General features: G+C 41.8%; 23 protein-coding genes. All 23 read right to left on the bottom strand.

Annotated features, from left to right (window positions below; all coding sequences use genetic code 11):
• Positions 1-9 precede the first annotated feature (9 nt).
• The 23 genes from ACVRYP_RS04295 to ACVRYP_RS04185 all read right to left on the bottom strand — a co-directional run bounded on the left by ACVRYP_RS04295 (position 10) and on the right by ACVRYP_RS04185 (position 23,397).
• Positions 10-927: an ABC transporter permease gene (locus ACVRYP_RS04295; RefSeq protein WP_447467525.1), complete on the bottom strand. Its 918-nt coding sequence runs from the start codon at positions 925-927 to the stop codon at positions 10-12.
• Between the two features lie 124 nt (positions 928-1,051).
• Positions 1,052-2,029 carry a LacI family DNA-binding transcriptional regulator gene (locus ACVRYP_RS04290; RefSeq protein WP_447467606.1) on the bottom strand — a complete coding sequence of 326 codons (978 nt, stop codon included), beginning with the start codon at positions 2,027-2,029 and terminating at the stop codon, positions 1,052-1,054.
• A 608-nt stretch (positions 2,030-2,637) separates the two neighbouring features.
• On the bottom strand, positions 2,638-3,924 hold the full coding sequence (locus tag ACVRYP_RS04285; RefSeq protein ID WP_447467605.1) for a dicarboxylate/amino acid:cation symporter: 1,287 nt from the start codon (positions 3,922-3,924) through the stop codon (positions 2,638-2,640).
• 386 nt (positions 3,925-4,310) lie between these two features.
• The gene (gene gshAB, locus ACVRYP_RS04280; protein WP_447467524.1) at positions 4,311-6,566 is read right to left on the bottom strand and encodes a bifunctional glutamate--cysteine ligase GshA/glutathione synthetase GshB; all 2,256 of its coding nucleotides are present in this window, start codon (positions 6,564-6,566) and stop codon (positions 4,311-4,313) included.
• Positions 6,567-6,676: 110 nt separating this feature from the next.
• Positions 6,677-7,360, bottom strand: a complete 684-nt coding sequence (locus tag ACVRYP_RS04275) for an amino acid ABC transporter permease (RefSeq protein ID WP_447467523.1) — start codon at positions 7,358-7,360, stop codon at positions 6,677-6,679.
• Between the two features lie 9 nt (positions 7,361-7,369).
• A complete protein-coding gene (locus ACVRYP_RS04270) occupies positions 7,370-8,059 on the bottom strand; it encodes an amino acid ABC transporter permease (protein ID WP_447467522.1) in 690 nt (229 codons plus the stop codon).
• Between the two features lie 11 nt (positions 8,060-8,070).
• Positions 8,071-8,931, bottom strand: a complete 861-nt coding sequence (locus tag ACVRYP_RS04265; RefSeq protein WP_447467521.1) for a transporter substrate-binding domain-containing protein — start codon at positions 8,929-8,931, stop codon at positions 8,071-8,073.
• A gap of 21 nt (positions 8,932-8,952) precedes the next feature.
• On the bottom strand, positions 8,953-9,954 hold the full coding sequence (locus ACVRYP_RS04260) for a uroporphyrinogen decarboxylase family protein (protein ID WP_447467520.1): 1,002 nt from the start codon (positions 9,952-9,954) through the stop codon (positions 8,953-8,955).
• A gap of 310 nt (positions 9,955-10,264) precedes the next feature.
• Positions 10,265-11,023, bottom strand: a complete 759-nt coding sequence (locus ACVRYP_RS04255; RefSeq protein ID WP_447467519.1) for an amino acid ABC transporter ATP-binding protein — start codon at positions 11,021-11,023, stop codon at positions 10,265-10,267.
• Positions 11,024-11,229: 206 nt separating this feature from the next.
• Positions 11,230-11,640 carry a peptide deformylase gene (locus tag ACVRYP_RS04250; protein ID WP_447467518.1) on the bottom strand — a complete coding sequence of 137 codons (411 nt, stop codon included), beginning with the start codon at positions 11,638-11,640 and terminating at the stop codon, positions 11,230-11,232.
• Entirely contained in the window at positions 11,637-12,326 is a 690-nt protein-coding gene (locus ACVRYP_RS04245; RefSeq protein ID WP_447467517.1) for an ABC transporter ATP-binding protein, read from the bottom strand. The genes ACVRYP_RS04250 and ACVRYP_RS04245 overlap by 4 nt, the downstream gene beginning before the upstream one ends.
• Positions 12,326-13,411: an ABC transporter permease gene (locus ACVRYP_RS04240; RefSeq protein WP_447467516.1), complete on the bottom strand. Its 1,086-nt coding sequence runs from the start codon at positions 13,409-13,411 to the stop codon at positions 12,326-12,328. The genes ACVRYP_RS04245 and ACVRYP_RS04240 overlap by 1 nt, the downstream gene beginning before the upstream one ends.
• A 212-nt stretch (positions 13,412-13,623) precedes the next feature.
• The gene (gene smpB / locus ACVRYP_RS04235) at positions 13,624-14,091 is read right to left on the bottom strand and encodes an SsrA-binding protein SmpB (protein ID WP_447467515.1); all 468 of its coding nucleotides are present in this window, start codon (positions 14,089-14,091) and stop codon (positions 13,624-13,626) included.
• Complete coding sequence (gene rnr, locus ACVRYP_RS04230; RefSeq protein WP_447467514.1) at positions 14,054-16,405, bottom strand: ribonuclease R; 2,352 nt, start codon at positions 16,403-16,405, stop codon at positions 14,054-14,056. Before rnr ends, smpB begins: the two co-directional genes overlap by 38 nt.
• A 99-nt stretch (positions 16,406-16,504) precedes the next feature.
• Positions 16,505-16,738: a preprotein translocase subunit SecG gene (gene secG / locus ACVRYP_RS04225; RefSeq protein WP_447467513.1), complete on the bottom strand. Its 234-nt coding sequence runs from the start codon at positions 16,736-16,738 to the stop codon at positions 16,505-16,507.
• Positions 16,739-16,783: 45 nt separating this feature from the next.
• Complete coding sequence (gene rpmG / locus ACVRYP_RS04220; protein WP_447467512.1) at positions 16,784-16,933, bottom strand: 50S ribosomal protein L33; 150 nt, start codon at positions 16,931-16,933, stop codon at positions 16,784-16,786.
• 314 nt (positions 16,934-17,247) lie between these two features.
• On the bottom strand, positions 17,248-17,802 hold the full coding sequence (locus tag ACVRYP_RS04215) for a hypothetical protein (RefSeq protein ID WP_447467511.1): 555 nt from the start codon (positions 17,800-17,802) through the stop codon (positions 17,248-17,250).
• Between the two features lie 759 nt (positions 17,803-18,561).
• Positions 18,562-20,076 (bottom strand): helicase HerA-like domain-containing protein, encoded by a 1,515-nt coding sequence (locus ACVRYP_RS04210; RefSeq protein ID WP_447467510.1) that lies wholly within the window; start codon positions 20,074-20,076, stop codon positions 18,562-18,564.
• Positions 20,077-20,150: 74 nt separating this feature from the next.
• Complete coding sequence (gene coaE / locus ACVRYP_RS04205; RefSeq protein ID WP_447467509.1) at positions 20,151-20,735, bottom strand: dephospho-CoA kinase; 585 nt, start codon at positions 20,733-20,735, stop codon at positions 20,151-20,153.
• Positions 20,732-21,553 carry a DNA-formamidopyrimidine glycosylase gene (gene mutM / locus ACVRYP_RS04200; RefSeq protein ID WP_447467508.1) on the bottom strand — a complete coding sequence of 274 codons (822 nt, stop codon included), beginning with the start codon at positions 21,551-21,553 and terminating at the stop codon, positions 20,732-20,734. The genes coaE and mutM overlap by 4 nt, the downstream gene beginning before the upstream one ends.
• Before the next feature lie 23 nt (positions 21,554-21,576).
• Positions 21,577-22,005 (bottom strand): GNAT family N-acetyltransferase, encoded by a 429-nt coding sequence (locus tag ACVRYP_RS04195; RefSeq protein WP_447467507.1) that lies wholly within the window; start codon positions 22,003-22,005, stop codon positions 21,577-21,579.
• Between the two features lie 9 nt (positions 22,006-22,014).
• Positions 22,015-22,488 (bottom strand): 8-oxo-dGTP diphosphatase, encoded by a 474-nt coding sequence (locus ACVRYP_RS04190; RefSeq protein WP_447467506.1) that lies wholly within the window; start codon positions 22,486-22,488, stop codon positions 22,015-22,017.
• A 198-nt stretch (positions 22,489-22,686) separates the two neighbouring features.
• The gene (locus ACVRYP_RS04185) at positions 22,687-23,397 is read right to left on the bottom strand and encodes a CPBP family glutamic-type intramembrane protease (RefSeq protein ID WP_447467505.1); all 711 of its coding nucleotides are present in this window, start codon (positions 23,395-23,397) and stop codon (positions 22,687-22,689) included.
• Between the last annotated feature and the right edge of the window lie 282 nt (positions 23,398-23,679).

The following is a 23,679-nucleotide window of genomic DNA, read 5'->3' as shown; positions in this document are numbered from 1 at the left end:
ATGTCCTCCTTATAACCCTTCACCATTATTAATCCTTTGGACAATCTTATTTACTATGATTAAAAGAATGACATTAATGATAGTATTGAATAGCCCAACTGCAGTAGAGTAAGAGTAATTCCCAGAAACCAAACCTTGCTTATAGACATAGGTTGAGATGATTTCTGAAGCTGTTAAGTTAAGGGATGTTTGCATTAGAAATGCTTTTTCATAGCCTACACTCATGATATTACCAGCAGCCAAGATAAACTGGATGACCATTACAGGTTTGAGCGCTGGTAAGTCAATATGGCGAATCCTTTGAAGAATATTCGCGCCATCAAGTTTAGAGGCTTCAATCAAAGCTGGGTCAACATTGACAAGGGTTGCGGTATATAAGGTCGACGCCCATCCCATGCCTTGCCAAATACCACTGGCAATGTATAAGGATCTAAAATAATCTGGGTTGGTCAAGAAATTAGCTTTAATGCCAAATAATCCTAGGAAACTGTTTACTGGTCCTTCAATTGAGAAGAATAGAAAGACCATACCAACGATGACAACTAGTGAAATAAAGTTAGGAGCATACAAGATAAGCTGTAGTTTCTTCTTCACACGGTCACTCATCAATTGGTTTAACATAATGGATAAGATAATCGGTGGGAAGAATCCCCACAAAAGTCCATAAATTGAAAGTTTCAGTGTATTTCCTAATAAAATGCCAAGATTGGGTGCTGATAAGAATTTGCGGAACTCTTCAAACCCTACCCACTCACTTCCTAAAATACCTCTCAATGGGTTATAATCCTTAAATGCGATCAAAACACCATACATCGGAACGTATTTGAAAATGATTGTCATTAAAAGTCCTGGAATCAGCATGAGATAGAGCATTTTGTACTTGCTTATCTTAGACCAGAGTGACGTTTTAGCTATTGACGTAGCCATATTTTTCTCCTTTGCACATTTTAGAAACGTTTCCAGTTTCTGCTAAGATTAAACCTCAAAGCAAATCGCTATGAGATTTTTGACTAAAACCATCTTTAGGATAACTAGAGTTGGTTTTAGGTAATTAAACTACTTTTTTGGTTGTACTTCCTTCTAAATAAGATATTGGAAGGACATTGTACCGGTTCACTTCCTCTTTGTTCATTAATGAAATGAGGGCGTTGACAGAGGTTAAGGCCATTTCTTCTATGGGTTGCCGAATCGTAGAAACTACGAGTGGACGATCAGAAGCCATTCGGATTCCATCACATCCAATTATTTGGACATCCTCTGGCACTTTTTTACCCATTTGGTTAAGGACCGCAATCACATCCAAAGCCATAAAATCATTAATGGTAAATATGCCAGTTATATCTGGATGCTGTCGGAAGAACGTTTCCAATTGTCCTTCTAAATCGACAAAGGGTTCCGGGACTAAGAGATAATAATTTTCTTTTTGGTAGCTATTACAAGCATCTGTAAATCCTATTTGACGCTTGCCAATTTCAGTCGGAAATCTCGGTTGGCCTCCTATGTAAGCCAGGACATCACACCCTTTTGACATCAAGGTTTCAGCAGCAAGCCTACCAGCATCCATGTTATCTGCTGAAACTGAGATCGCTTCATTTGAAAAATGCCGGTCAACACTGACGAAAGGTAAGGAAGAGGTCACATATGGATCGATATCACTATAGGTCAAGGCTATGATCCCATCGACCTTATTTTGTTGCATCATTTTGATGTATTCTAACTCTCGATCCGCTCGTCCATCAGAATTACAAATCATACATTTATAGCCACGTTTAGCCAATTCGTTTTCCACATGATAGGCAAATTCACCATAGAAAGGATGCCAAACAGTTGGTAGGATAAGGGCGACCATAAAGGTTTTTTGAAGTTTCAGCCCACGGGCATAGTTATCAGGTTCATAGTTAAGCTGTGCAATGGCTTCTTCAACTTTTTGGCGAGTCGTTGCTTTAACTTGGCCATTGTTAATCACTCTTGACACCGTACCAACTCCCACTCCTGCTAAGTGAGCAACATCTTTCATAGTTGCCATGATATCCTCCTTTCTAAAGCATTTCTATTTTTATCTATCTGGAAACGTTTCCAGTATATCATGAATTTTTATCTTTGTAAAGAGTTTTTCTAAAAAATTTTTAAGGGTTATGAGTCTATTGACTTGTTCATGTAAAAACCATCTATAAAGTTGGTCTATAATATATACACTTAGTTCTGAGTCACAGGATATCAAAAACCTTGTCAATGAATTTACAAAATTGAGTAAGCACAATGTCCGCTGATTAAGCATTCAGTTGATTATTAGAAAAAAGCTGGGACAAAAGTCCTAGCCTTCTAATCATTTATCATGACTTAAACAATACGCAGTGGTTGGGAGTAACACTCACTGGCTTTGCCCGTTTTAGTGTTACACCTGTACAGGTCATTAGGTGCTTTAGCACCAATGAGCTACTTACTGATTGGGAGAGCCCTAAACCCTTACTATGCAATCATTAGAGACCTTCTTAATCAACTGTGCGGAGGTGGGAGTGAGAAGGTCTGGGGATAGACCTTCTCAGCCTGAACCAAAAAAATGAAAAAGGGAGGAGGAAATCGAACCTATTAGGTTACCGATAGTTGCCCCACTCCCTTTTTTATTAACATTATAAACTACCCCGCCTTAATAGCATTGGTGAGGTCTTGTTCCTCTATTGATTGGTAGGCTGTTTTGTCGAGTTCACCTTCTAATGCCGCGACGATGATACCTGTTGAACCACCAGCCTGAACATTTGCCGCGGTTCTTGCCATATCAGCAATGGCTGAGATAGGTGTCATCATGATAACCATTTCAGCAGGTAAGTTCATCGCTAAAAAGAACGTTGTTGCTACTACTGTCGCAATACCAGGTACGCCTACTGTACCAATAGAGACCAGCCAAGCGACTAAGATGGCTTGCAGGTAGAACGTCAAACCAACGTCATAACCGAGAGCATTTACGGTAAAGACTGCTAGGGTGACAGGCCAGATAGCTGCGCAACCTGGCATCCCAAAGACCGTTGATAAAGCCCCAGAAAAGGACGCAATGCTTTCTGGAACGCCCATCTTGCGTTGCGCTTCAATATTTGAAGAAAGACTACCAACAGATGATTGGGTGGTAAAAGCAGTCATAAAGACAGAAAAGAATTTTTTTATAAAGTGCACAGGATTGATGCGAGCAAACGTCCATAGCAATCCAGGAGTTGTGATAAAAGCATGGAAAAAGCAAGCTAAAAATACAGAAATCAAAACCAATACAATAGCCCCTGCTTCTGAAAGATCAATCGCTCCGACTTTCTGAGACAATAACGCTAAAACGGCATAAGGTGTGAACTGTGTGATAAGGCTAACCAGTTTAAACATAACTTGACTACCGGCGGAAATAAAATTCGTAAAAGGCTTAATCGTTTCTTTTTCCTTATAAGTTAAACACGCTAAGCCGATGAGCACTGAAAAGATAACAATGGGTATAACTGTGTTATTCCCAGCATGTTCTACAATGTTTGAAGGAAAAAAGTTAACTAAAGTTTCCAAGACTGTTGGTACTTCCGCTGCCTCTGTCCCTTGACTGATGACAAAATTAGAATTGACACCTAAACCCAATAGCATTGCTATAAGAATACCGATTACTGCACCGAGAACATTATGTAATGATAAAATACCAATCGATTTGGCTCCAATAGACCGCAAGGTTTTAAAATCTTCTAATGAAGTGACTGTGTGGATAATCGAAAAGAATAACAATGGCACCACAATGGCTTTCAATGAGTTGATATAGATTTGCCCAATGGCTGCCAAATATTCTGTGGACCCCTTAAAAACTAGCCCGATGACAATTCCGATTATGGTCGCAACTAAAACTCTGATTAAAAAAGACTGTTTCTTTTGTTTTAAAAAATTTAAATGATTGCTAGCATTAATGGTTAAAGACCTAAAATAATCATTTCATCTAAACAAGTGGCTACAGACTATATTCGTTTCACCGTAAAAAGTAACTCACAATCTAAGGTAAACCTCAAAAAAATGTAACTACTGTATTTTTAACAATAATCTACAGGTTAAGGGCTTCTATTTCACTTCACTAAAAAAGCCGGACAAGAAGTCCAGCTCTGATTCATTGTATACGTCAAAAAGCTTGATAAAGCTGAATAACTACTTTGCTTATATTTTCCACTCTAATTCAGATCAACTCCGACTTTGAAAGAAAGGTGACATAAGAGGTGATAACTTTTTCCAAGATTCTGTCAAACATAAGAGACCAGAAAGAATTGTCTTTCATTATGTAACCTTCTATCTCCCACCCTCTATTAAGAAGGCCAGGGGTACTCTGGGTAAAGCATTTTCAGAACATCGGTTGTTAAGCGACGAGAAGTGCCTACTGCTGGGAAGATATGCATCATCATCATGGGGTTAAAATTAGCCTCAATAATCCCATAACTCGTTGGGCTGCTATCTGCTGGCAGCTTAATATCAGGGATAATTAAATCCACACCGCAGACCTTCGCCTGCATGGCCTTGGCAATCGCAACCGCAATCGTCTTATAAGAGGGATGGACCTCATCGGTCATGTCGATGGAGTCACCACCTGTGCTGATGTTAGAATTAGCCCTCAGATAGACCGTCTCGCCTTCTGAAATAACGCTATCTACAGTATAACCTTGAGCCTTGAGCTGAAGTTGCTCCAACTCTCCCAACTCAATTTTTTTGAGCGGAGTCGATTTGCCATCACCCCTTAAAACATTACTGTTTTTCACAGCAACTAATTCCTTGACCGTAGAGACACCGTCTCCTATGACATTGGCTGGCACGCGCAGAAGGACAGCCTTGGTCTCATCGCCAAGCACAAAAAAGCGGTACTCCGTTCCTGAGATGAAATCTTCCACCATGACTTCTTTGTCCTCTTTTAAAGCGAGTTCAATAGCTTTTAAAAAGTCGGCCTTATCTGTTAACCCATTTTCAAAAATACTGATGCCCAACCCATAATTGGTTGATTTAGGTTTAATGACAATGGGTTTTGAGGAGACCAGTGAGAACACTTGCTCAGCCTCTTCAAGGCTGGTCACCTGTATACTTTCAGGGACTTGAAAGCCTGCCTGCGCGAGGACTTTTTTAGTCACAACCTTATTTTCCATAATCAGTGGCGAAATGTAACTATCCTGACTGGTCATGTTGCCATTTTTGACATATTCGATATGGTCTGCAAAGGTCAACTTGACAAATTGATCGCGCTCATCAAGGATTTCAACCGCAATCCCATACTGAATCGCATCTGCTAAGAAAGCTTGGGTCGACAATTCCATCTCAGAGAAGGCTTGAAGCCCAAAGGGTTTCTCCATGACAGCTTTTTTATAAGACCTAGCCAAGTTGAGGCCCACTTCAAGCATACTGCCTGATGCTTCATAGGTCTGCCAGAGTTGACCTCCCACCGTTTTCTCGGGCTGGCTGATCTGGCTACGTTTGTCTATTAAAAGGTCTCGGTCGCTGATAGGAAGACTTAGCTGCTCTGCCATTGCCAACAAGCTATCAAAAACATGTTGGGCTTCAGCCATATCTGTAGCAGGTGTCAAGGGATGGGCTAGGGCTGTCGTTTCTCTAAGAGGAAAACCAGCACGATAATCTGAGGTTTCCTCCATCCAAAGAAGTCCCATCAAAAATAGGTGAACAAATCTAGCATCTTCAGGCGTCATCCCATATGGCGCAAAGGGATTGAGGTCAAACAGGCGAAACTCCAAGTACTCAATACCTTTTTCCGGTAGGTCTTTAACGGATTTGGCTCCTCTAAAGCGTACGGTTTCATACAGCTCTTTCTCAGCAATCAGGTCTCCTGTATCAACCAAATGTCTCAGGTCCTTAATGTACTGATCAAGACTATCAAAAGACACCTGAACGTGAGGCTCGTTGACGTAGCCTAAACAACTGGAACGAATGGATCTTGCTGGAGCGTCCAATGTCTCTCCGCCTTCAAAGTAGCGATCTGGAGCAAGCGGAGAGGCTCCAAATAAATAAATCAGCAGCCATTGGTAGCGCAAGAATTGCCGAGCTAGCTTCATGTAAACCAGATTACGTGTCTCCGCAAGAGAGCAATTGTCATCAGCTAATGCCTGTAAAAATGCCGAACTCAGACCAAAGTTATAATGAATCCCAGAGACCATTTGCTTGTACTTGCCATATTTCTCGGTCAAATATTCACGATACCGTCGATCCTCATCTGCCATTTGAGCTTCCAAAATAGCACTGGATTCTGGTAGTCTTGCTGGCATCGACAAGGGCCAAAGGTACTCATCCTCAGCTAGCTGCCGTATGGTCACTTCATGAACAGCCCCCAAAAACCTTAGAGCATCCGTCGATGCTCCACAGACTGGTGTTATCAACTCTAACTGCGACTCCGCAAAATCGGTCTGGATATAGGGATGAAAATCACGGGAACCAAACGTTTTAGGGTGCGAATTTTGGCTGATTTGCCCATCCTGGTCTACTCGTTGGCCTTCTTTTTCAATCCCAATTGTCGCCTGAACAAATAGACCTTCAAGACCTTTATCCAGAATTGCTGCCTTCAGTGACATAGCTCTCCACCTCGTCTAAATACTACCCTTAACTTACCAAAAAAGATGGTGGAAATCAAAGATTCTCACACGAAATGGGGAGAAAAGATAAAACTTTTCTCCCCATCCTATTATGCAGGTAAGGTGAACCGTTTTTCCAAGTGATTAAACGCTAGCTGAATCGTTCCACACAGAAGAATATAGATTATAAAAATGACAAAATAAGATTCAAAATATTGATAACCGTAGGCAGCTTCAACACGCGCAATTGCTGTGATATCTTTGATTGTCATGACAAAAACAAGTGATGTCCCTTTGACCAAATTAATAACCAAATTACAGAGATTAGGCAAGGCTACTTTAAAAGCCTGTGGGAAGATGATTCTCCTATAGGCTTGACTTGAACTCATTCCAATACTTTGAGCTGCTTCTAACTGTCCCTTATCAATAGCTAAAAGGGCCGATCGAATAATTTCTGATAAAGTGCCTGTTGTCATTAGGCTAAAAATAATAAAAGCGTAAATAATTGGATTGAAGTCAAAAACATTGATCGTAATACCTAGATTTTTAAAGATACTATTTAGAAGACTCGGAAATAAGCTATAGAAAAATAATATCATGACTATCGGTGGAGTAGCCCTTATAAAAGCAAGGTATATAAGAGAAAACGTTTTAACACCTTTAATGTTATAAATTTGCCCTAAAGCTAATAACAAAGCAGGCAGGAAGCTAATCACTAAAGAGACAATCATAATCGCTAAAGTGACCGGAACTCCAGCTAATGTTTTGAAACAGGTTTGAATAATGTAGTCCAAAACAACCTCCTAAGTCCTTGGCGCCAACGACCGTTCCATCCATTGAGAAATAACAGAAATCACCAAAGAAATCCCCCAATAGATAACAGCTACTGCCGTGTAAGTTTCTAAAGAATAATTCCCCAAATTACGACCAACTAACAAATTAGCCGCTCCCATAATATCAACCATCCCAATTGTATAGGCTAGAGCTGCATCTTTCAATAAATTTAAAAGTGCATTTGTCATATTCGGCAAGGCTAATTTAAAAACTTGAGGAAGAACGATACGATAAAAGGTTTGCCACGGGGTTAATCCAATACTCAAGGCAGCTTCTTCCTGACCTTTCGGTAAGGCTAGATAAGCAGATTTAAACACCTCCGCCATCATTGCTGAAAAAAGAAGAACCAATGTTACCACAACAAAAATGCTTCTTGGCCAATGGTTAATATCTATTCCTAGCCACCAGTTCAAAAATTCTGGAATACCATAAAAAACAAGAAACAGTAAGACAATCGGAGGAGTGCATCTTAACATAAAAATATAAGTTTCGGCTATTTTCACCAAAACCTTGTCTCTTGATAACTGCATCCAAGTCAGACAGCCTCCTAATAAAGAACCTATTAAAAACGTTATTGCAATAAGGCCAACTGTTACTGGTATAAAAGGAAGGAGTTGAGGAATAAAGTCCCCAACTCGAGCAAGTGAAAATTCAACCATTCTAACCTCTCCTATTTTGTCACATAGTCAAAAACATTTTCACTGAAATACTGTTCAGAAAGTTCAGCTAATACACCCTCTTCTTCAAGTTCTTTTATGGCTTGTTCATAAGCTTCAACAAAGGCTTCATTTTGGGCATTTTTATGGATCAACGGATAAGTTTCAATGCCACGGTAAGGGAAATAACTTAATTGATCAACATACTTGTGATAAGCACCATCTTCTGCAATCACAGCGTTTTCGTAAGACAATTTGATATCAAAATACCCATCATAGCGTCCCTCAAGTACCCATGCGTAAGCATCTGCTACTGTAAATGATTCAGCCGCTGTTAACTCAATTGGGGTATCCGGATTTTCTGTATTATAGTCTTTAATCACATTATATTGCGCGTTTTGGGGTGAAATAGGGACTAATTTTGCTCCTGCTGTAGCAAAATCATCAATTGATTTGAATTTGGATTCATCCTCTTTACGGATAGTGAAACCAATCACACTTGCCCCTATAGCAGTCTCAGGAATTAAGAACTTTTTAGCTCTTTCTTCGGTATACCAAGCCCCTTTTGTACCAATATCATATTTCCCTGATTCTAGTCCAACAAGCAAATCTTCGTCGCTAGTTCCCGTATATTCAAACTGATATCCTTCTAATTTTTCATCAATTGCTTTTAAAACTTGAACTTCATAACCATCTGATTCTCCCTCGTCATTGATGAAATCATAGGGAGCATAAGATTGAGTATGGGCAACTCGTAAAGTCACAACGTCAGTGGATGCCTTTGCATCAGATGACGATAGTTGTCGTCCCAAAACCGTTACTAGAGCTACTATAAGGATAACACCACCTACAATGTACCATTTTTTCTTATTCATTTTATTTTCTCCTTACATAAATTAACGAGCTGCATCACGAATCCACTGAATGCGTTCAACCTCAATATCACTTGGAATTGTACAATCTGCTCCAAGAATAATGCCTTGCCTACCGTTTTCAGATAGAATCGTTTTGGCCTCTTGTTCGATCTCCTGACGGATTCCCTTGTAAATCAAGCTATTTTTTTCATTTTCAAAACCACCTAGAACTGTCTTTCCACCAAACAATTCTCGACCATTTTTCAGAGATACATTTTCGGGTTTGACAGCCCAATTAAATACTTTTGCAGGGTAATCCTTATATACTGCTATATTATTACTAGCTCCTTCATAACCACAAATATGTAAAATATTGAGACCGTCTTCACCACCTGCAGCTTCAAGTACAATCAAATCTGCAGGTTGAATATAGGTTGGATAGACATCTGAATTAATCCGATGATCCTGAACCCCTTGAACACTGAAATAAATACCATCGATTGGCACTTCTTTTAATAACCTCTTTACAAGTTTTGCCAAATCATTAGCAATGACAGTTAAAACGGTTTGAACCGCATCAGGATTTTCTAACAACAAATCAGCAAGTTGATCATCTCCTGCTGAAACCTCATTTGCTAACTGCCACTTTAGATGAGTTGCTGGAGAAAAAATATTATATAAAGCAACAATGTCTTCATCGAAAGAAGCTTTAATGTCTTTAACAAGCTGAACCTGTTTGTCAAACCAAGGATGGTCGTCCGGTAAGGGAGAGATTGCTTCTAATTCAGTTACAGATTTAACACCTTCACGGATTACTGGGCTAGGATACCTAAAGAAACCATCACTCATTAGTTTTATAAAATCAGGTTTTACTGATTTTATAAATTTCTGATGTCCCTGTAGATTTTTTTGATAGATATTTTCCGAATCTAATCCATTAAGCCATTCCTCTTTTTCAGTAAAGTGAAACCAGAATCCAACAGGAACTCGGTCTACCACTTCACCGTTAAATGCCTTTACAACTAACTCACGTTTTGATACCATAAGCTCCTCCTTGCACCATGTGCTGTTTATTTTGAGAACTATCTTATCATGCTCCCATGTATTTGCATAATATATTTTAGCTATCACTCAATTAAAATTTTTCTAATTAGAAATAAACTATCATTCAGATAAAAAACACTTATAGCTTGTTTAAACAATCACAAACTAAAAAAAAGAGAAGAACATCTACCATTTAGATAGAGTTCCTCCTACTTCTTAATAGTTAGGCAGATAGCTGAAATAACTTTTTCCACATTTATAGACCTAAGTATTCTCAGGTAAAAACAGGAAAATCCAGCATTGCTATATATTATAAAACATAATCAATAGCAAAATCAGGCAGAATACGGGCCAAAAATTGGCGTGTTCGCATTTCTTTTGGACTGGTAAAGAAATCAGACGGATGCCCCTCCTCCACAATGTTACCCCCATCAAAAAAGACAACGTGGTTAGCAACATCCTTGGCAAAAGTCATCTCATGGGTAACGACGATCATCGTAATGCCTTCTTCTGCTAAGGTTTTCATAACCTGTAACACATCACCAACCAGCTCTGGATCTAAGGCAGAGGTTGGCTCATCAAAAAGAATTACTTCAGGCTTGACTGCAATGGCCCGTGCGATTCCGACCCGTTGTTGTTGCCCACCAGAAAGCTGGTGAGGGTATTTATCTTTATGGTCCCATAATCCAACCTTGGTTAAGGCTGTTTCTGCTATTTTGAGAGCTTCTTCTTTTGGTACTTTTCGGGCAATCACCAGACCTTCTAAAATATTTTCGAGAGCTGTTTTATTGTTAAAAAGACTATAATTCTGGAACACAAAGGCGGTCTTGCGACGAATTTCTAAAATATCCTGTCGGCTCAATTGCCCTAAAGAATAATCCTTACCTGATAGGATAAGTTCTCCTTCATCAACCGTTTCCAAATGGTTAATACATCGTAAAAAAGTTGTTTTCCCTGAGCCGGACGGTCCTAAAATGACCACTACATCTCCTTGGTTCACTTTTAAGGAAACCCCATCTAAAACAACCTTATCTCCAAATGCTTTTTTTATGCCTTTAACCTCAATCATCGTTTTTTCCTCCAGATTATTTTTCTAATCTTACCACGATTCCAACAAACTCCCAAATATATTTTTTTTATCGCATCTATAAAAAAAATCAAACCATCGATCGTGATTTGATTGGAAGCGGCTATTATCATGAGAGAGGTTCCTTCTAAAAGAAATGAAAGTCAGTTATCGTTCGTAGCCTTTGTTAGCTCTTTTTTGAAAATCATTTAAATGACAATCCCCTCGCAATGGTCTATCTCGTGTTGGCAGATTTGGGCAGGAAAATCCTTGAGAACTAATGATTTCCGACGCCAGTTTTGATCGAGGTAGGTGACCTTAATGGTCTGATAGCGTTTAGTCGGTCGACTGCCGTCCAAGGACAGACAGGATTCCTCCGTCTTATAGGGTCCTGATTGCTCGACAATAACAGGGTTAAACATGAGCAAATCGACAAACCCCAAACTAACGGCGATGATGCGTTTTTGCTGACCAATCATGTTAGCAGCTAGACCAACACACCTGTCTTTATTGGCAAGCAAGGTGTCCAACAAATCTTGCCCAATAGATATATCTTCTTTACTAGCATCTTGAGATGGTTGTTGCAGGAAAAACGTATCTTTGACAATTTCTCTAATCATTTTGTTACCTCAGCTTGTAAAAGCAATTGTTTGTCTTTGAGAACATAGGTCGTATCAACCAAATCCAGAATCCTTTCATCATGTGTCACCATGACAACTGCCGTGCCTCTCTGACTGGCTTCACGCTTCATCAGCTCAACCACCTGACGTCCCCGTTTGCCATCCAGGCTAGCTGTTGGCTCATCTGCCAAAAGAACACTTGGTTGATTGATGAGTGCTCTGGCAATAGCCACCCGTTGTTTTTGACCGCCAGAGAGTTGCTGGGGCAAATACCGGCGCTGTGCTGTCAAGTCAAACCCAGTAAGAAGAGCATCGATGCGATCTGTCAATACTGTTTTTTGACGGGCTAATTCCTTGGTCGCAACTAAACGTAGTTGTTCTTCCATGGAGAGATAAGGAATGAGCTGATGGCTCTGAAAAATAAAACCCATTTTTTCCCGCCGAAGTTTCGTTCGTTCCTTATCTGATAAACCATGAACCGGTTCACCGTCCAAAACTGTCTCTCCTTTATCTGCGGTCAACAGAAGACCAGCGATCGACAGAAAAGTCGACTTACCACTTCCTGATGGACCTAAAATAGCGACGAATTCACCTGGTTGTACCGTCAAGTCAGCCTTGTCTAAAATGATATTCTTCTCCTGCCCATCCTGATAGGCTTTCGAAATCCCTTTTAATTGCAAGCTCATTACACATCACCTCCACCGATGATTTTGACAGGGTCTATTTTCACGATTTGTAAGCAAGAGACCAAAATACTAAACACGGCCATCCCAACAAAAATACCTGCTGCTAACAAAGCACTGCTTAGATCAATCGTAACGGGCACTTTGCTCGGAAGAAAACTCATAGTCCCTAAGGCGAGCGTGCTTCCAAGTCCCACGCCAAGAATGGCTAAGAAGAAACCTTGCCCAAATTGGATGCTGACAATCTCACGAATGGATAATCCTATAGCCCGCATAACACCAAATTGTTGCCGTTTTTGCAGGGTCAATATATAGAAGAAAATCCCTAAAATAGCTGCTGATACAAAAAGAAGGACGCCTGATATCAGATTAACCGTTAGCTGCTGCGCCGCATAGCCCGGTACTTGCTCAATCAGGTCTGATTTGGAAGACACTTGAAACCCTTCTGTCGTGATCATCTGGTCTGAATCTTCGAGTGCTAAAGTCTGGTAGCTCTCTTCTGCAGCTGGATTAATGGTTAGTTTCATCTGACGATCTGTGTCCTGGGAAATAATAGCTACCGGAGCAAAGGTATAAGTCTGACGCTCTATAAAGCCCACAACCTTGAGAGTCATATCTGATTTGGTGTCGATTAATTCTTCCCCCAGCTCAATCCCAGCTTCAGTAAACTCTTCACTCAAGAGAACCTGATTCTCTCCTGCTTGGAGGCTATTGCCTTCAAGGACTTCTGGCATCAGAAAACTGTCTTCTTCTAGGATAAAATAAACGGCATCTTGTTTGTCAGCACTGTCCTCTTTTTTTAAACCTGAGCGCTCTACGCTAAAGGTAGTCACACGCCCACTCAATTCTGACTGGAGATTGTCCGCCTCTTCTAGGCTCATGCTAGAATCAGCCAAGAGATTTTTAGCATCGCTTGACAGAACAAACCCTTCTGCTGGCAGTTCTTTCAAGGCTCCTGAAGATTGCTCAGCTAATCCTCCAGCTAGCCCCGTCAAAAAGACTACCATAAACATCATGAGAACAATCAACAGTTCAATCATCAGGTATTTTTTCCAATTATAGCGTATTTCAGCCCACGCATGCTTCATTCTTAGCTCCTTTTCTGTCTTCCCATTATACCCTTTTAGGAAAGAATTTCCTAAGTAATAGCTCAAAAAAACCAGCTCAAGGCTGGTCTAGTTAGATTGAAGATAAGTTTCAAGATTGGGCACACAGTATCCTATTCATCAAAAACTAGGTTTATTCATACTCTCCAAATACAATCTAGAATTGTGATTTCCAATCTTCGAAAGATCGAGTCCTACCTGCCATTAAAGTTTTTGATCTGGCGTTTGATATCGCGGTCTTGCTCACGGCGTTTGATGGATTCACGCTTGTCGTAATCGTGTTTCCCTTTAGCAAGGCCGATCAGGACCTTGGCATAGCCATCCTTGAGGTATACCTTGAGTGGGACCAAGGTCATCCCAGTCCCCTTAACTTCACCCTCTAACTGAGCAATTTGTTTCTTGCGAAGCAAGAGTTTTCGAGTTCTGGTCGGCTCTTGGTTCCAGATATTACCCTCTTCATAGGGTGCGATATGGACATTAACCAACCAGGCCTCGCCTTTTTTAATCTGAGCAAAGCCATCCTTAAGGTTGATTCTGGCAGCTCGCACACTCTTGATTTCGGTCCCTGTCAGGACTATACCTGCTTCGACAGTATCGACAATGGTGTAGTCGTGGCGCGCTTTCTTATTTTGCGCGACCACCTGTCCTTCGCCCTTTGCCATGTTTGCCTCCTTTTTTCGCTACTTCTTTGTAAAATGGTTTCTTGCCCTTGCCTTTAGAAGCAGGGGCTTTTTTCTTATCTTTACTAGCACCGGAATGCCCTTGGGCCTTGCCTCTAGTAGGTCCTCTGCGACCTTTTCTATCCTTGCGGTCATTGCCTGATTTGAGACGCTTTTCAACAACATCTTGATCAGACGGGAGCCATTCAAAGTCTATTTCACCAGTCAGTTTATCTGCCTTGGTTAATTTGACCCGGATCGGTTGACCAACACGGAAAACCACACCAGATTTTTCCCCTTGAAGGGTCAGCGTTCGCTCGTTAAAGTTAAAGAACTCTGGCAAATTGGTCACGTGAATCAAGCCTTCCACAGTGTTTGGCAGCTCAACAAAGAGACCAAATTTGACAACGCTGGAGACTATGGCATCAAACTCTTCCCCAACAAATTCCTGCATGAATTCGGCCTTCTTCATAGACTCCACCTCACGCTCGGCCTCAATGGCACGGCGTTCGAGTTGGCTAGACTGGCTCGCAATTTCAGGAACGATTGCCTCAAAATGCGTCGCAGTCTCACTCACAGCCTTGGTCCCGTAATCGCGCATCATACGGTGGACCATGAGGTCAGGGTAACGGCGGATCGGTGAGGTGAAGTGGGTATAGTATTCCGCAGCAAGCCCGTAGTGCCCATGGTTGTTCTCCGCATATCTGGCCTGTTGCATGGAGCGCAAAAGCATCATGGAAAGGACTTCACTATTGGGCTGGCCTGAAACCTTAGCCATAAAGTCCTGTAAGGCTTCCTGACCAATGCTGCTAGCCGTCCCGCGAATTGGAATGCCAAAGGTTGAAGCATAGTCGATAAAGGTCTGGAGTTTCTCAGCCTTAGGCTCCTCATGAATCCGGTAAATGAAAGGCAGTTCTTTTTTATCAAAATGCTCTGCCACTGTTTCATTGGCAACCAACATAAAGGACTCAATCATGCGTTCTGCAATTCCGCGCTGACGAACCGTGATGTCAACCGGCTTCCCAAGATTATTGACCAGGATTTTGGCTTCCTTAGTGTCAAAGTTGAGGGCACCCCGGCGGACACGCATCGTCTCCAAAATCTTGTGAAGCGTCACCATGTGATCCACAGACGCTACAATCTTGCCAAACTCTGAAATGGTCTCTTGGTTACCTGCAATCATCTCATTGACCGCAGTGTATGTCATGCGGTAAGTGGTTTTGATCACAGTCTGGGCCAATTGATAGTTGACCACGCGCCCCTTGTCATTAATTTCCATGATGGCTGACTGGGTCAAGCGGTCGACATTGGGATTTAGTGAGCAGATGCCGTTTGACAAACGCTCGGGCAACATAGGAACGACCCGGTCGGTCACATAGACCGAGGTCCCACGACGGAGAGCTTCCTGATCAAGGGCAGAGCCTTCCGTTACATAGTAGGAGACATCCGCAATATGCACCCCAAGCTCAAAGTTGCCATTTGGCAAGACCTTGATATGAATGGCATCGTCCAAATCCTTAGCATCAGCCCCATCAATGGTGAAGATAATCTCATCACGCAGGTCTAAACGCCCTTCAAAATCAGCCTCTGTCGGCTTATCTGGAATGGCATTAGCTTCTGCTAGGACCTCCTCTGGAAATTCGGAGACAATGTCCATACTTTCCAAGACTTCAAGGACATCGATCCCTGGATCATCGACATGACCGACAATATCCCGAAGTTCTGCCACAAAATAGTCGTGATGGCGGGAGGGGTATTTGACAATATCAACCTTGACCACCTCAGTTCCTTTGAGAATAATTGCAGGCTTCTTGACATAAATGAGCTGGGAAATTTTCTGGTTTTTACTACGGATATACCCAGCATACTTGGGCTTTTCATCATCAAGGACCAACGTCCCAACAGCTGTCGTTAGGCTATGTTCCAAGACATCGACAATGCGGGCCTCTGCTACAGTGCCTTTGAGGCGGTCTGCTGGTTTGGTCACAACAACCTCAACCGTATCCCCATCGATGGCATAACCGACATCGTTACGGCCGATAAAGACCTCTTCCACACCATCTTCTAACATGACAAAGCCAAAGCCATTTTTGTGGGCTGAAAAACGCCCTTTCAAGGTCATAGCCCTTGGTTTCTTTTCTCTGATGCCAATAGTTCCGTCCTTTTTAAAGGTTAGTTGGCGACGGGATTCCATGTCTGAAACGGTCTTCACCAAATTTATAAAATTCTTGGCACCTGCTTGGCCAAGACGATCTGCCAAAGCATCCATAGTCATGGGGCCTTGGGCTTTCAACTGTTCTAAAATCTCTGTTTTCATGTGTCCTCTCTCTAGGCAATCACCCTAACGACCAAGGGTATTCTCATCTAGACCTTCGTCTCGACAATAGAAAAAGGCCTGTTCGGCCCCTTTTCTGAATTATTGACTTGAAATAATGGCCAAAGCTAAAGCAACCGCTAACCAGAGAAAAATCAAAATCCCCGTCAAACGCTGCATCACCGCTTCAAAACCACGCGCCTTAGTCCGCTCAAAGAGCGCCCCTGAACTCGCATCAAAGACATTTGATGACTGGTTTTTGGTAGGCTGCATAAAAATCGCAATTACAGTAATAACCGATAAAATTAAGAAAACTGTCAATAAAATGTTGTACATAGTCGTCACTTTCTAAAATCAATTCTCTCTATTCTACCACAAAAGCTACTTACTTTCAATATGCAAGGTTACTTTTCTTTCTTTGGGACAAAATTTAGGCACTTGGATTTTTTCAGGATGGGTTTTGCTATTTTTACTGGTCAGATAGTTGAGCTGGCCACAGTCACTACATTTTAAATTAATTTTAATGCGCACAACGAATTACCTGCCTCCCAATGATCCTTTGTATATTATAGCATAACATTTCTTTTAAACCACTAGTTTTCTATATTCTCATCTAGATACAGCTGACTAGGACCATAAAATAATTGCTAAGGAAATGAAAGTTTCTTCAGCAGTGACTTACTGAAGCTCAGTAAGCACGGCATCTCTTATAAGCTGGTTTATAAAAAAACGGATACTTTTGAAGTCAATAAGCACAAAGAACTTGAAACGAAAGGTGTCTCAAGTTCCTGTTCAAGGGTTAAGATTAGCAAAACAATTTTTAGGTGTTCACTCTTTTTTGACCATTAATGCGTCCAAGGGTATATCTTCCTCCAAGCTTCAAAAGCCTCTTTCTTAGCTTGTTCAAATTGACTAGAATACTCATTAGAAAGGTCATAATGATATCTAAAAAGTCGGCTATCTTCGTTAGTATATGGTAAACCATCATTCATCCGATTATAGATAGCAACTGCTTCATAATAATGATAGTCAAATTTTTCTAAAATACTTAATAATTTCACACGATCTTCAATTAAGAGGTTGCGCATGCCATCAATCCTCTCTGCAGGTGTTCTGTAAGGATTGTCTTTGCTTCTATAGGGGGAACTGGCGTCAAAGGCAGCAGCTAATTGATCATACTGTCTGGGGTCCTTGCGCATCTCTGCCTGCATTTCTTCGAGTTCTTCTGGTGAAGGGGTAGTGTTAAGGTCTGTATCTTCGAGCTCGACATGAACTAGCCATCCTGTACTCTTCTCATAATAAACTGAGGATTCTGATGTGGCCTCAACATTATATGTAAAACCAAACAATCCTAACAAGGTTAACAGGTGTAAAAATAAGAATTTCTTTTTATTTATCATCCTTCATATTTCCTTTCTCCATTTTTGATAGTGCTAACCTAACCTTCCTTTTTATATTACCATTAATTAGTGATATTTAAATTTCAATTTCCTTTCAATCCAATATCAAATTTTTTTAAGTATATTTAAGTTATCTATTAACGCAGCTACCAGAAATTTTTTAATAAAATAGGAGCTTAATAAATGGAGAGATTGTTTGAAGAAACCGTGATTATCACAGAAAACAAATTGTTGCCACCAATTTCACGATCAAAATAAACGTCCTCTGCGTTTAGCAAGAGATAGGAAATCCCACTAAAAATAGGAGCAAGGGTTGGGAATATAAAACTATTTCAAAATTGTAAGAACACTTGACAACGTATTATTTTCTAGTATCCCTAGGAAAGGAAAGGGGATTATCTCAGGAGATAGTTCGAAATACAAATCACAAACGAAACAATCATTAAGTAGTTATTGACTACTCAAATACTTGAAGATTATGTGAGAATGAGATAGAACTTGTAAAGCGAATAGCAATGGTACTAAATCCCTAGCGTAAAGTGTTAAAAGTCATCAATCGCTAAGAATCTTCTCCATCCCCTTTTCTGGGTCTATTAGCGAGTCTAGTCAGTCTTTTTTTTAAAAAAAGTAGAAAAAACGATATAAAATTAAACCGTTTTTTCCACTTTTTAAAACATCATTCATCAAAAATTTAAACCAAGGGGTATCAGATCTATTTGTTCAATAACTCTTAAAACAGTACCCTTTTTGCTAAAAAGCTTAGCGCTTACCACGAAGACTGCCTAGAATACCGCGGGCCAATTCACGGCCGATGGTCCTTACAGCTGAATTGATAAAGCTATCTGTTGCTTTTTCAACCGCTGATTTTGGTTTTCGTGCAGCCGCTCGTGCTACTTTTTCAGCTTCTTTTTGCGCTTTGGCAGCTTCTTTTTCAGCAGTAAGCCACTCTTTTTCCAGACGCGCCACTTCTTCTGCGGCCGCTTTTTCCTGTTCTTCTTGCAAGAGTTTTTCAGCTAGCAGTTCAAAGGCAGATTCGCGATCAACAGGCTCTCGGTACTTGAGTTCCATCGGTGATTGGTTGATCAAGCCCTGGATGGTCATAGTGTCTACTGTGTCAAAGCTACTCATCGGTGGAAAGACCAGCGCCCGCTCAACGATACTTGGTTGCGCTGCAGCATTAAGACATGAAATCAAGGCTTCTCCAACTTCTAATTCCGTAATGGCAGTCGCCACATCAATATCAGGATTCTGGCGGAAGGTTTCGGCTGCTGTTTTGACCGCCTTGAGCTCCTTAGGCGTATAAGCACGAAGGGCGTGTTGTACTCGGTTCCCAAGCTGTGCTAGGATTGTCTCTGGCAGGTCAATTGGGTTTTGCGTCACAAAGAAGACCCCAACGCCTTTGGAGCGAACCAAACGGACGATTTGCTCCACCTTGTCCACAAAGACTTTAGGTGCGTCTTTAAAGAGGAGATGGGCTTCGTCAAAGAAGAAGACCAGTTTAGGTTTATCAAGATCCCCAACTTCTGGAAGAGTTTCATAGAGCTCCGCTAACATCCACAAAAGGAAGGTAGAATAAAGCAGGGGCGATTGGAACAATCGATTAGCACTGAGGACATTGATAATCCCTTGACCATTGCCATCCAGCTGCATAAAGTCAGCAAGTTCTAAACCTGGCTCGCCAAAGAAAAGCTCCCCACCTTCTTGCTCCAAGGCTAAAAGACTACGTTGGATGGCACCGACAGTGACCTTGGCAATGTTCCCATACTCTGTGGTGTAGGCCTTGCCATTATCCGCCAGCTCACGCAATAAGGCTTTTAAATCCTTAAGGTCAATCAACAGCCAGCCCTTTTCATCCGCAATTTTAAAGGCGATATTCATGACCCCAGTCTGGGTTTCATTGAGGTTCAAAAGGCGGGACAAGAGCAAAGGACCCATCTCAGAAACCGTTGTCCTGACAGGGTGCCCTTGCTCACCAAAGACATCCCAAAGACGTACAGGAAAAGATTGCGGTTCAAAGCTATCTTTAAGGCCTAGCTTTTCAATTCGACCCGCTAATTTTTCAGTCACTTCACCTGGCTTAGCTAGGCTGGTTAAATCCCCTTTGATGTCTGCTAGAAAGACGGGAACCCCTGATAGGCTCAACTGTTCTGCAATGACTTTTAAGGTGACCGTCTTTCCGGTCCCTGTCGCTCCTGCAATCAAGCCGTGGCGATTGAGCATACTTAATTCTAGTTCAACAGGATTTGCTCCCTTAGCTATTTGAATCCTTGCCATTTTAATCTCCTTTTTCACACCGATTATCTCTATCCATTATACCAAATTCCAGACCAATTCCGCCCGAAAAGCTACTATTCTTTTAAGGCAGCTTCTAGCTGGGCATAGGTTTCTTCAAGAGGGCCATTATTGTCAATGACAAGATCAGCCATTTCTTTCTTCTCATCCAGCGACAACTGTGAGGCGAGTCGTTGCTGGGCTTCAAGGGCTGTATAGCCGTTTCGCGCCATCAGGCGCTCTAACTGGGTCTTCCGATCAACATAGACCAGCCAAACTGCGTCAAACCACCCGTCAAATTGCAGCTCATAGAGGAGCGGAATATCTATGAAGAACAGTCGCTCTGTCTGGGCTACCTCGTCCCTACGTTTGGCTAGCTCTTCGCGAATAATCTCATTCTGAAGCGCCGCAGATTTTTCCCTATTGTCAGGATTGGCAAAGATGACTTCTGATAACACTGGCCGATTCAGCTCACCATCGGCTTTTAGGACATCCTGTCCTAGCCAATCGACCAAGACCTGATAAAGGCGACCGCCCTTAGCTTGAAGCTCATGGACCACCTCATCTGCATCGATGACCACATAGCCTTGCTCTCTCAGATAAGCGGTCACTGCTGATTTGCCAGAGGCAATCCCACCTGTTATCCCAATGATTTGTCTCATACTTTTTGACACCTAGGGCAGAAATGACTGCCCCGTCCTCCCACTTTGATTTTTTGAATGGCGCGTCCACAACGGGCACACGGTTGATCAGTCTTGCCATAGACCATGAGAAAATCCTGCATGGTCCCGTCTTCGCCAAGCGCATTGCGATAGGTTCTAATGGTAGACCCCCGCTTTTCAATACCCAACTGCAAAATCCGTATCGTCTCATCGTGCAGGCGTTTGATTTGCGCTTTCTTAAGGGTGCTAGCTATTCGTTCCGGATGAACTTTAGCTGCCCACAAGACCTCATCAACATAGATATTACCAAGGCCGGCGACGAGACTCTGTTCCAAAAGATAGGGCTTGATTTTCTTTTGGGAGGATAGCAGAGCTGTCTCAAATGGTCTCAGCTTAAAAGCTTGCTCGATTGGTTCGGGACCAAGTTTTTTCTGAGCAAAGAAACCATCTTCATCTGATTTAGCTATCAACTCCAAGGTTCCAAACTTACGAACATCTTGATAAACCAAGGTTTCCCCAGAGTCTAATTGAAAGAAGGCATGGAAATGCTTGTTGTCGGGCACCGTTTCCTCAAAGAGCAAATACTTGCCTTCCATCCGCAAATGGGAAATCATGAGGCACTCGTCCAGCTCAAAAATCAGGTATTTGCCCCGCCGTCTGATGGCTTGAATGGCTTGGCCAGCCACTGTCAGGACAAAATCTTCGAGCTCAGGCGACACCATGCGGGGCACGCGCACCTCTGCAGCCACGATTTTCTTTCCAACGACAAGACGCTCCAACCCACGTCGAACCGTTTCCACCTCAGGTAATTCAGGCATAGGATTCCTTTCTTCTTAGCAATTTAACAATCTAAAATATAGTTAACCGTCCGGCTCACTTCCTGAAAACCAAGAGCCTGATGAACATTTTGACTAATGGTGTTAGACAGATCACAATTAGAAGCGAGTTGTGTCAATCCCTGCTCCTTGGCCCAGATACGGGCAAAATCGACCAATTCCCTAGCGATTCCTCGCCTTTGACTAACTTCTAAAACACCGATACCTTCCAAATAAGCTACAGGTTTTTGAGTCGCTCCCTCGACGTAGTCCTGCCTGATAGACAGACTGATAAAGGCGACTGCTCTGCCATTTTCCCAGTAAAGAAATTCATACGGGAATGCACCAGACTGAAATCTCTCTATCAATTTAGACGAACTCGTCTGCCAAACCTTAGCCGCTAATTCAGCCCAGATTGACATGTCGTGATTACAAACAGGTCTAATAGCAGCCATCATGCCCTCCTACAAAAACACCCGCTGTAAGATATCGTCTGCGTCTCGCTCGTAAAAGAGCTCTGAGGCATTTTCTTCAAAGTAAAAATCCAGCATATCTCCCATAGAGTCAGCCAGCTCAACCTTGCCTGAGGCAATGTCTTCACGGCTTACCCAAACGACTTCCCCTTCTTCAGACGACTGAATGGTCCCCGTAAAGTCTGATGTCCGATAGAGAAAGACTAGGTAACGAATCCCGTCACCACGGGTATGAAAATGCTTGACGCCGACTAACTCGGGATTAGAGATGGTCAAACCAGTCTCCTCAAAGATTTCTCGGACAACTGAGGCATGGAGACTTTCTTTTTCCTCGACGTGTCCGCCAGGTAATGCAGCGCCATCCCAAGCGTAACGCTCTGGGCTTCTGATCTGCATGACAAATTGGCCTCGGTCGTTTTCGACCAGGCACATGTTGGTTAAAATCACTTGTGAATCACGAGACATAAATTCTCCTCTTTACCTTCTATATCTATGACATTCCTAGGGATACATACCTATCGAGGGGTCGCTCTTTTCATATCCTCTATTATACCAAAAAAAGCCATCAAATGATGACTTTTCTTGTCTTCTAGAAGGTGATTTCAAGGCTGATCATTCCTTGACTCTTCACTCCTAAATATTAGAGAATCCTTTTTCTCTTTCTTACCCCAAAATATTAAATTTTATTAGGATGTAGCTAATCACTGAAATGATGACTAGTAACGAGTTATTGAGCAAATGCACTGCAATAGAATCTTTGATATTTCCTCGACGTAGATAGGCTGCATAAAAAATAGCACCCAATCCAAAATACATAGCAAATTCGACAATATTGGTCGCATGAGGTAGAGCAAATATAACTGATGTCACCACCAAAGGTAAGATTTTCGTGTCTTCCTTGAAAAAGTACTTGGTCATAAATCCACGGAACACCAGTTCTTCAAAAATCGGCGCAAAAAGACCAATAGCACAATGAAAAGCAATAAAATAAAGCACAAACATGTCAGCTAATTGATCATTTGTTGCCATTAAAGCTGCATCGTTTGCGGAAGTCGCATTGCCAGAATAGAGCATATTCGCATAAGTGCCAGCCACCGCCAAAACTCGAGTTGCTAGAAAGAACAGTATCGCAATACCAAAATCTCTCCAGCCAAATTTTTGATGCTTGATGCTTTCTGGCCCATAGGTTTTATAGCGTTTCCAAGTAAAGCCAATAATCCCAACAGCAACCAGAAAGTAGACAATGCTCAGCAACCATCTCATCGGTACTGGCGTATTAGCCTGATTTCCAATCAAAACCATCGGCGCTATATTCAGCGCCATAGCTAAAGCAATCATCCCTGCAATTTTTAACCCTTTTTTAACATAGATCACTGTTCTCTCCCTTATTTCTAAATATGTAGGTATTCAAGATCAAAATATTCTCAAATACACCCGTCATTAGAGTATCTGAGTTTTTCTCAATTCTTCGATCAGTAGCTTATTTTGATGTGATACTATTCGTTTAACCTTATTCCCTTGCAGAATAATCCAAAATCCTGAAAGGTCGCTAAAACATCCTAAATGATAGTCCTATAAACTAATGAACCAGATTCAAATCAACGATGTCATCTTGGTCTTGGTCGTTTTCGACAGGCACATATTGGTTAAAATCCC

This window comes from Streptococcus rifensis (assembly GCF_053203525.1).
This window is presented reverse-complemented; position numbering and strand designations above follow the sequence as displayed.

Excerpts from the sequence above, each read along its gene's own strand:
- coaE (WP_447467509.1), bottom strand. The coding sequence starts at position 20,735 with ATGAGACAAATCATTGGGATAACAGGTGGGATTGCCTCTGGCAAATCA.
- ACVRYP_RS04255 (WP_447467519.1), bottom strand. The coding sequence starts at position 11,023 with ATGATTGAGGTTAAAGGCATAAAAAAAGCATTTGGAGATAAGGTTGTT.
- ACVRYP_RS04270 (WP_447467522.1), bottom strand. The coding sequence starts at position 8,059 with ATGGTTGAATTTTCACTTGCTCGAGTTGGGGACTTTATTCCTCAACTC.
- ACVRYP_RS04245 (WP_447467517.1), bottom strand. The coding sequence starts at position 12,326 with ATGAGCTTGCAATTAAAAGGGATTTCGAAAGCCTATCAGGATGGGCAG.
- ACVRYP_RS04195 (WP_447467507.1), bottom strand. The coding sequence starts at position 22,005 with ATGGCTGCTATTAGACCTGTTTGTAATCACGACATGTCAATCTGGGCT.
- smpB (WP_447467515.1), bottom strand. The coding sequence starts at position 14,091 with ATGGCAAAGGGCGAAGGACAGGTGGTCGCGCAAAATAAGAAAGCGCGC.
- ACVRYP_RS04215 (WP_447467511.1), bottom strand. The coding sequence starts at position 17,802 with ATGATAAATAAAAAGAAATTCTTATTTTTACACCTGTTAACCTTGTTA.
- gshAB (WP_447467524.1), bottom strand. The coding sequence starts at position 6,566 with ATGTCACTGAAGGCAGCAATTCTGGATAAAGGTCTTGAAGGTCTATTT.
- ACVRYP_RS04260 (WP_447467520.1), bottom strand. The coding sequence starts at position 9,954 with ATGGTATCAAAACGTGAGTTAGTTGTAAAGGCATTTAACGGTGAAGTG.
- ACVRYP_RS04240 (WP_447467516.1), bottom strand. The coding sequence starts at position 13,411 with ATGAAGCATGCGTGGGCTGAAATACGCTATAATTGGAAAAAATACCTG.
- ACVRYP_RS04295 (WP_447467525.1), bottom strand. The coding sequence starts at position 927 with ATGGCTACGTCAATAGCTAAAACGTCACTCTGGTCTAAGATAAGCAAG.
- ACVRYP_RS04190 (WP_447467506.1), bottom strand. The coding sequence starts at position 22,488 with ATGTCTCGTGATTCACAAGTGATTTTAACCAACATGTGCCTGGTCGAA.
- rnr (WP_447467514.1), bottom strand. The coding sequence starts at position 16,405 with ATGAAAACAGAGATTTTAGAACAGTTGAAAGCCCAAGGCCCCATGACT.
- secG (WP_447467513.1), bottom strand. The coding sequence starts at position 16,738 with ATGTACAACATTTTATTGACAGTTTTCTTAATTTTATCGGTTATTACT.
- ACVRYP_RS04250 (WP_447467518.1), bottom strand. The coding sequence starts at position 11,640 with ATGATTAGAGAAATTGTCAAAGATACGTTTTTCCTGCAACAACCATCT.
- mutM (WP_447467508.1), bottom strand. The coding sequence starts at position 21,553 with ATGCCTGAATTACCTGAGGTGGAAACGGTTCGACGTGGGTTGGAGCGT.
- ACVRYP_RS04265 (WP_447467521.1), bottom strand. The coding sequence starts at position 8,931 with ATGAATAAGAAAAAATGGTACATTGTAGGTGGTGTTATCCTTATAGTA.
- ACVRYP_RS04210 (WP_447467510.1), bottom strand. The coding sequence starts at position 20,076 with ATGGCAAGGATTCAAATAGCTAAGGGAGCAAATCCTGTTGAACTAGAA.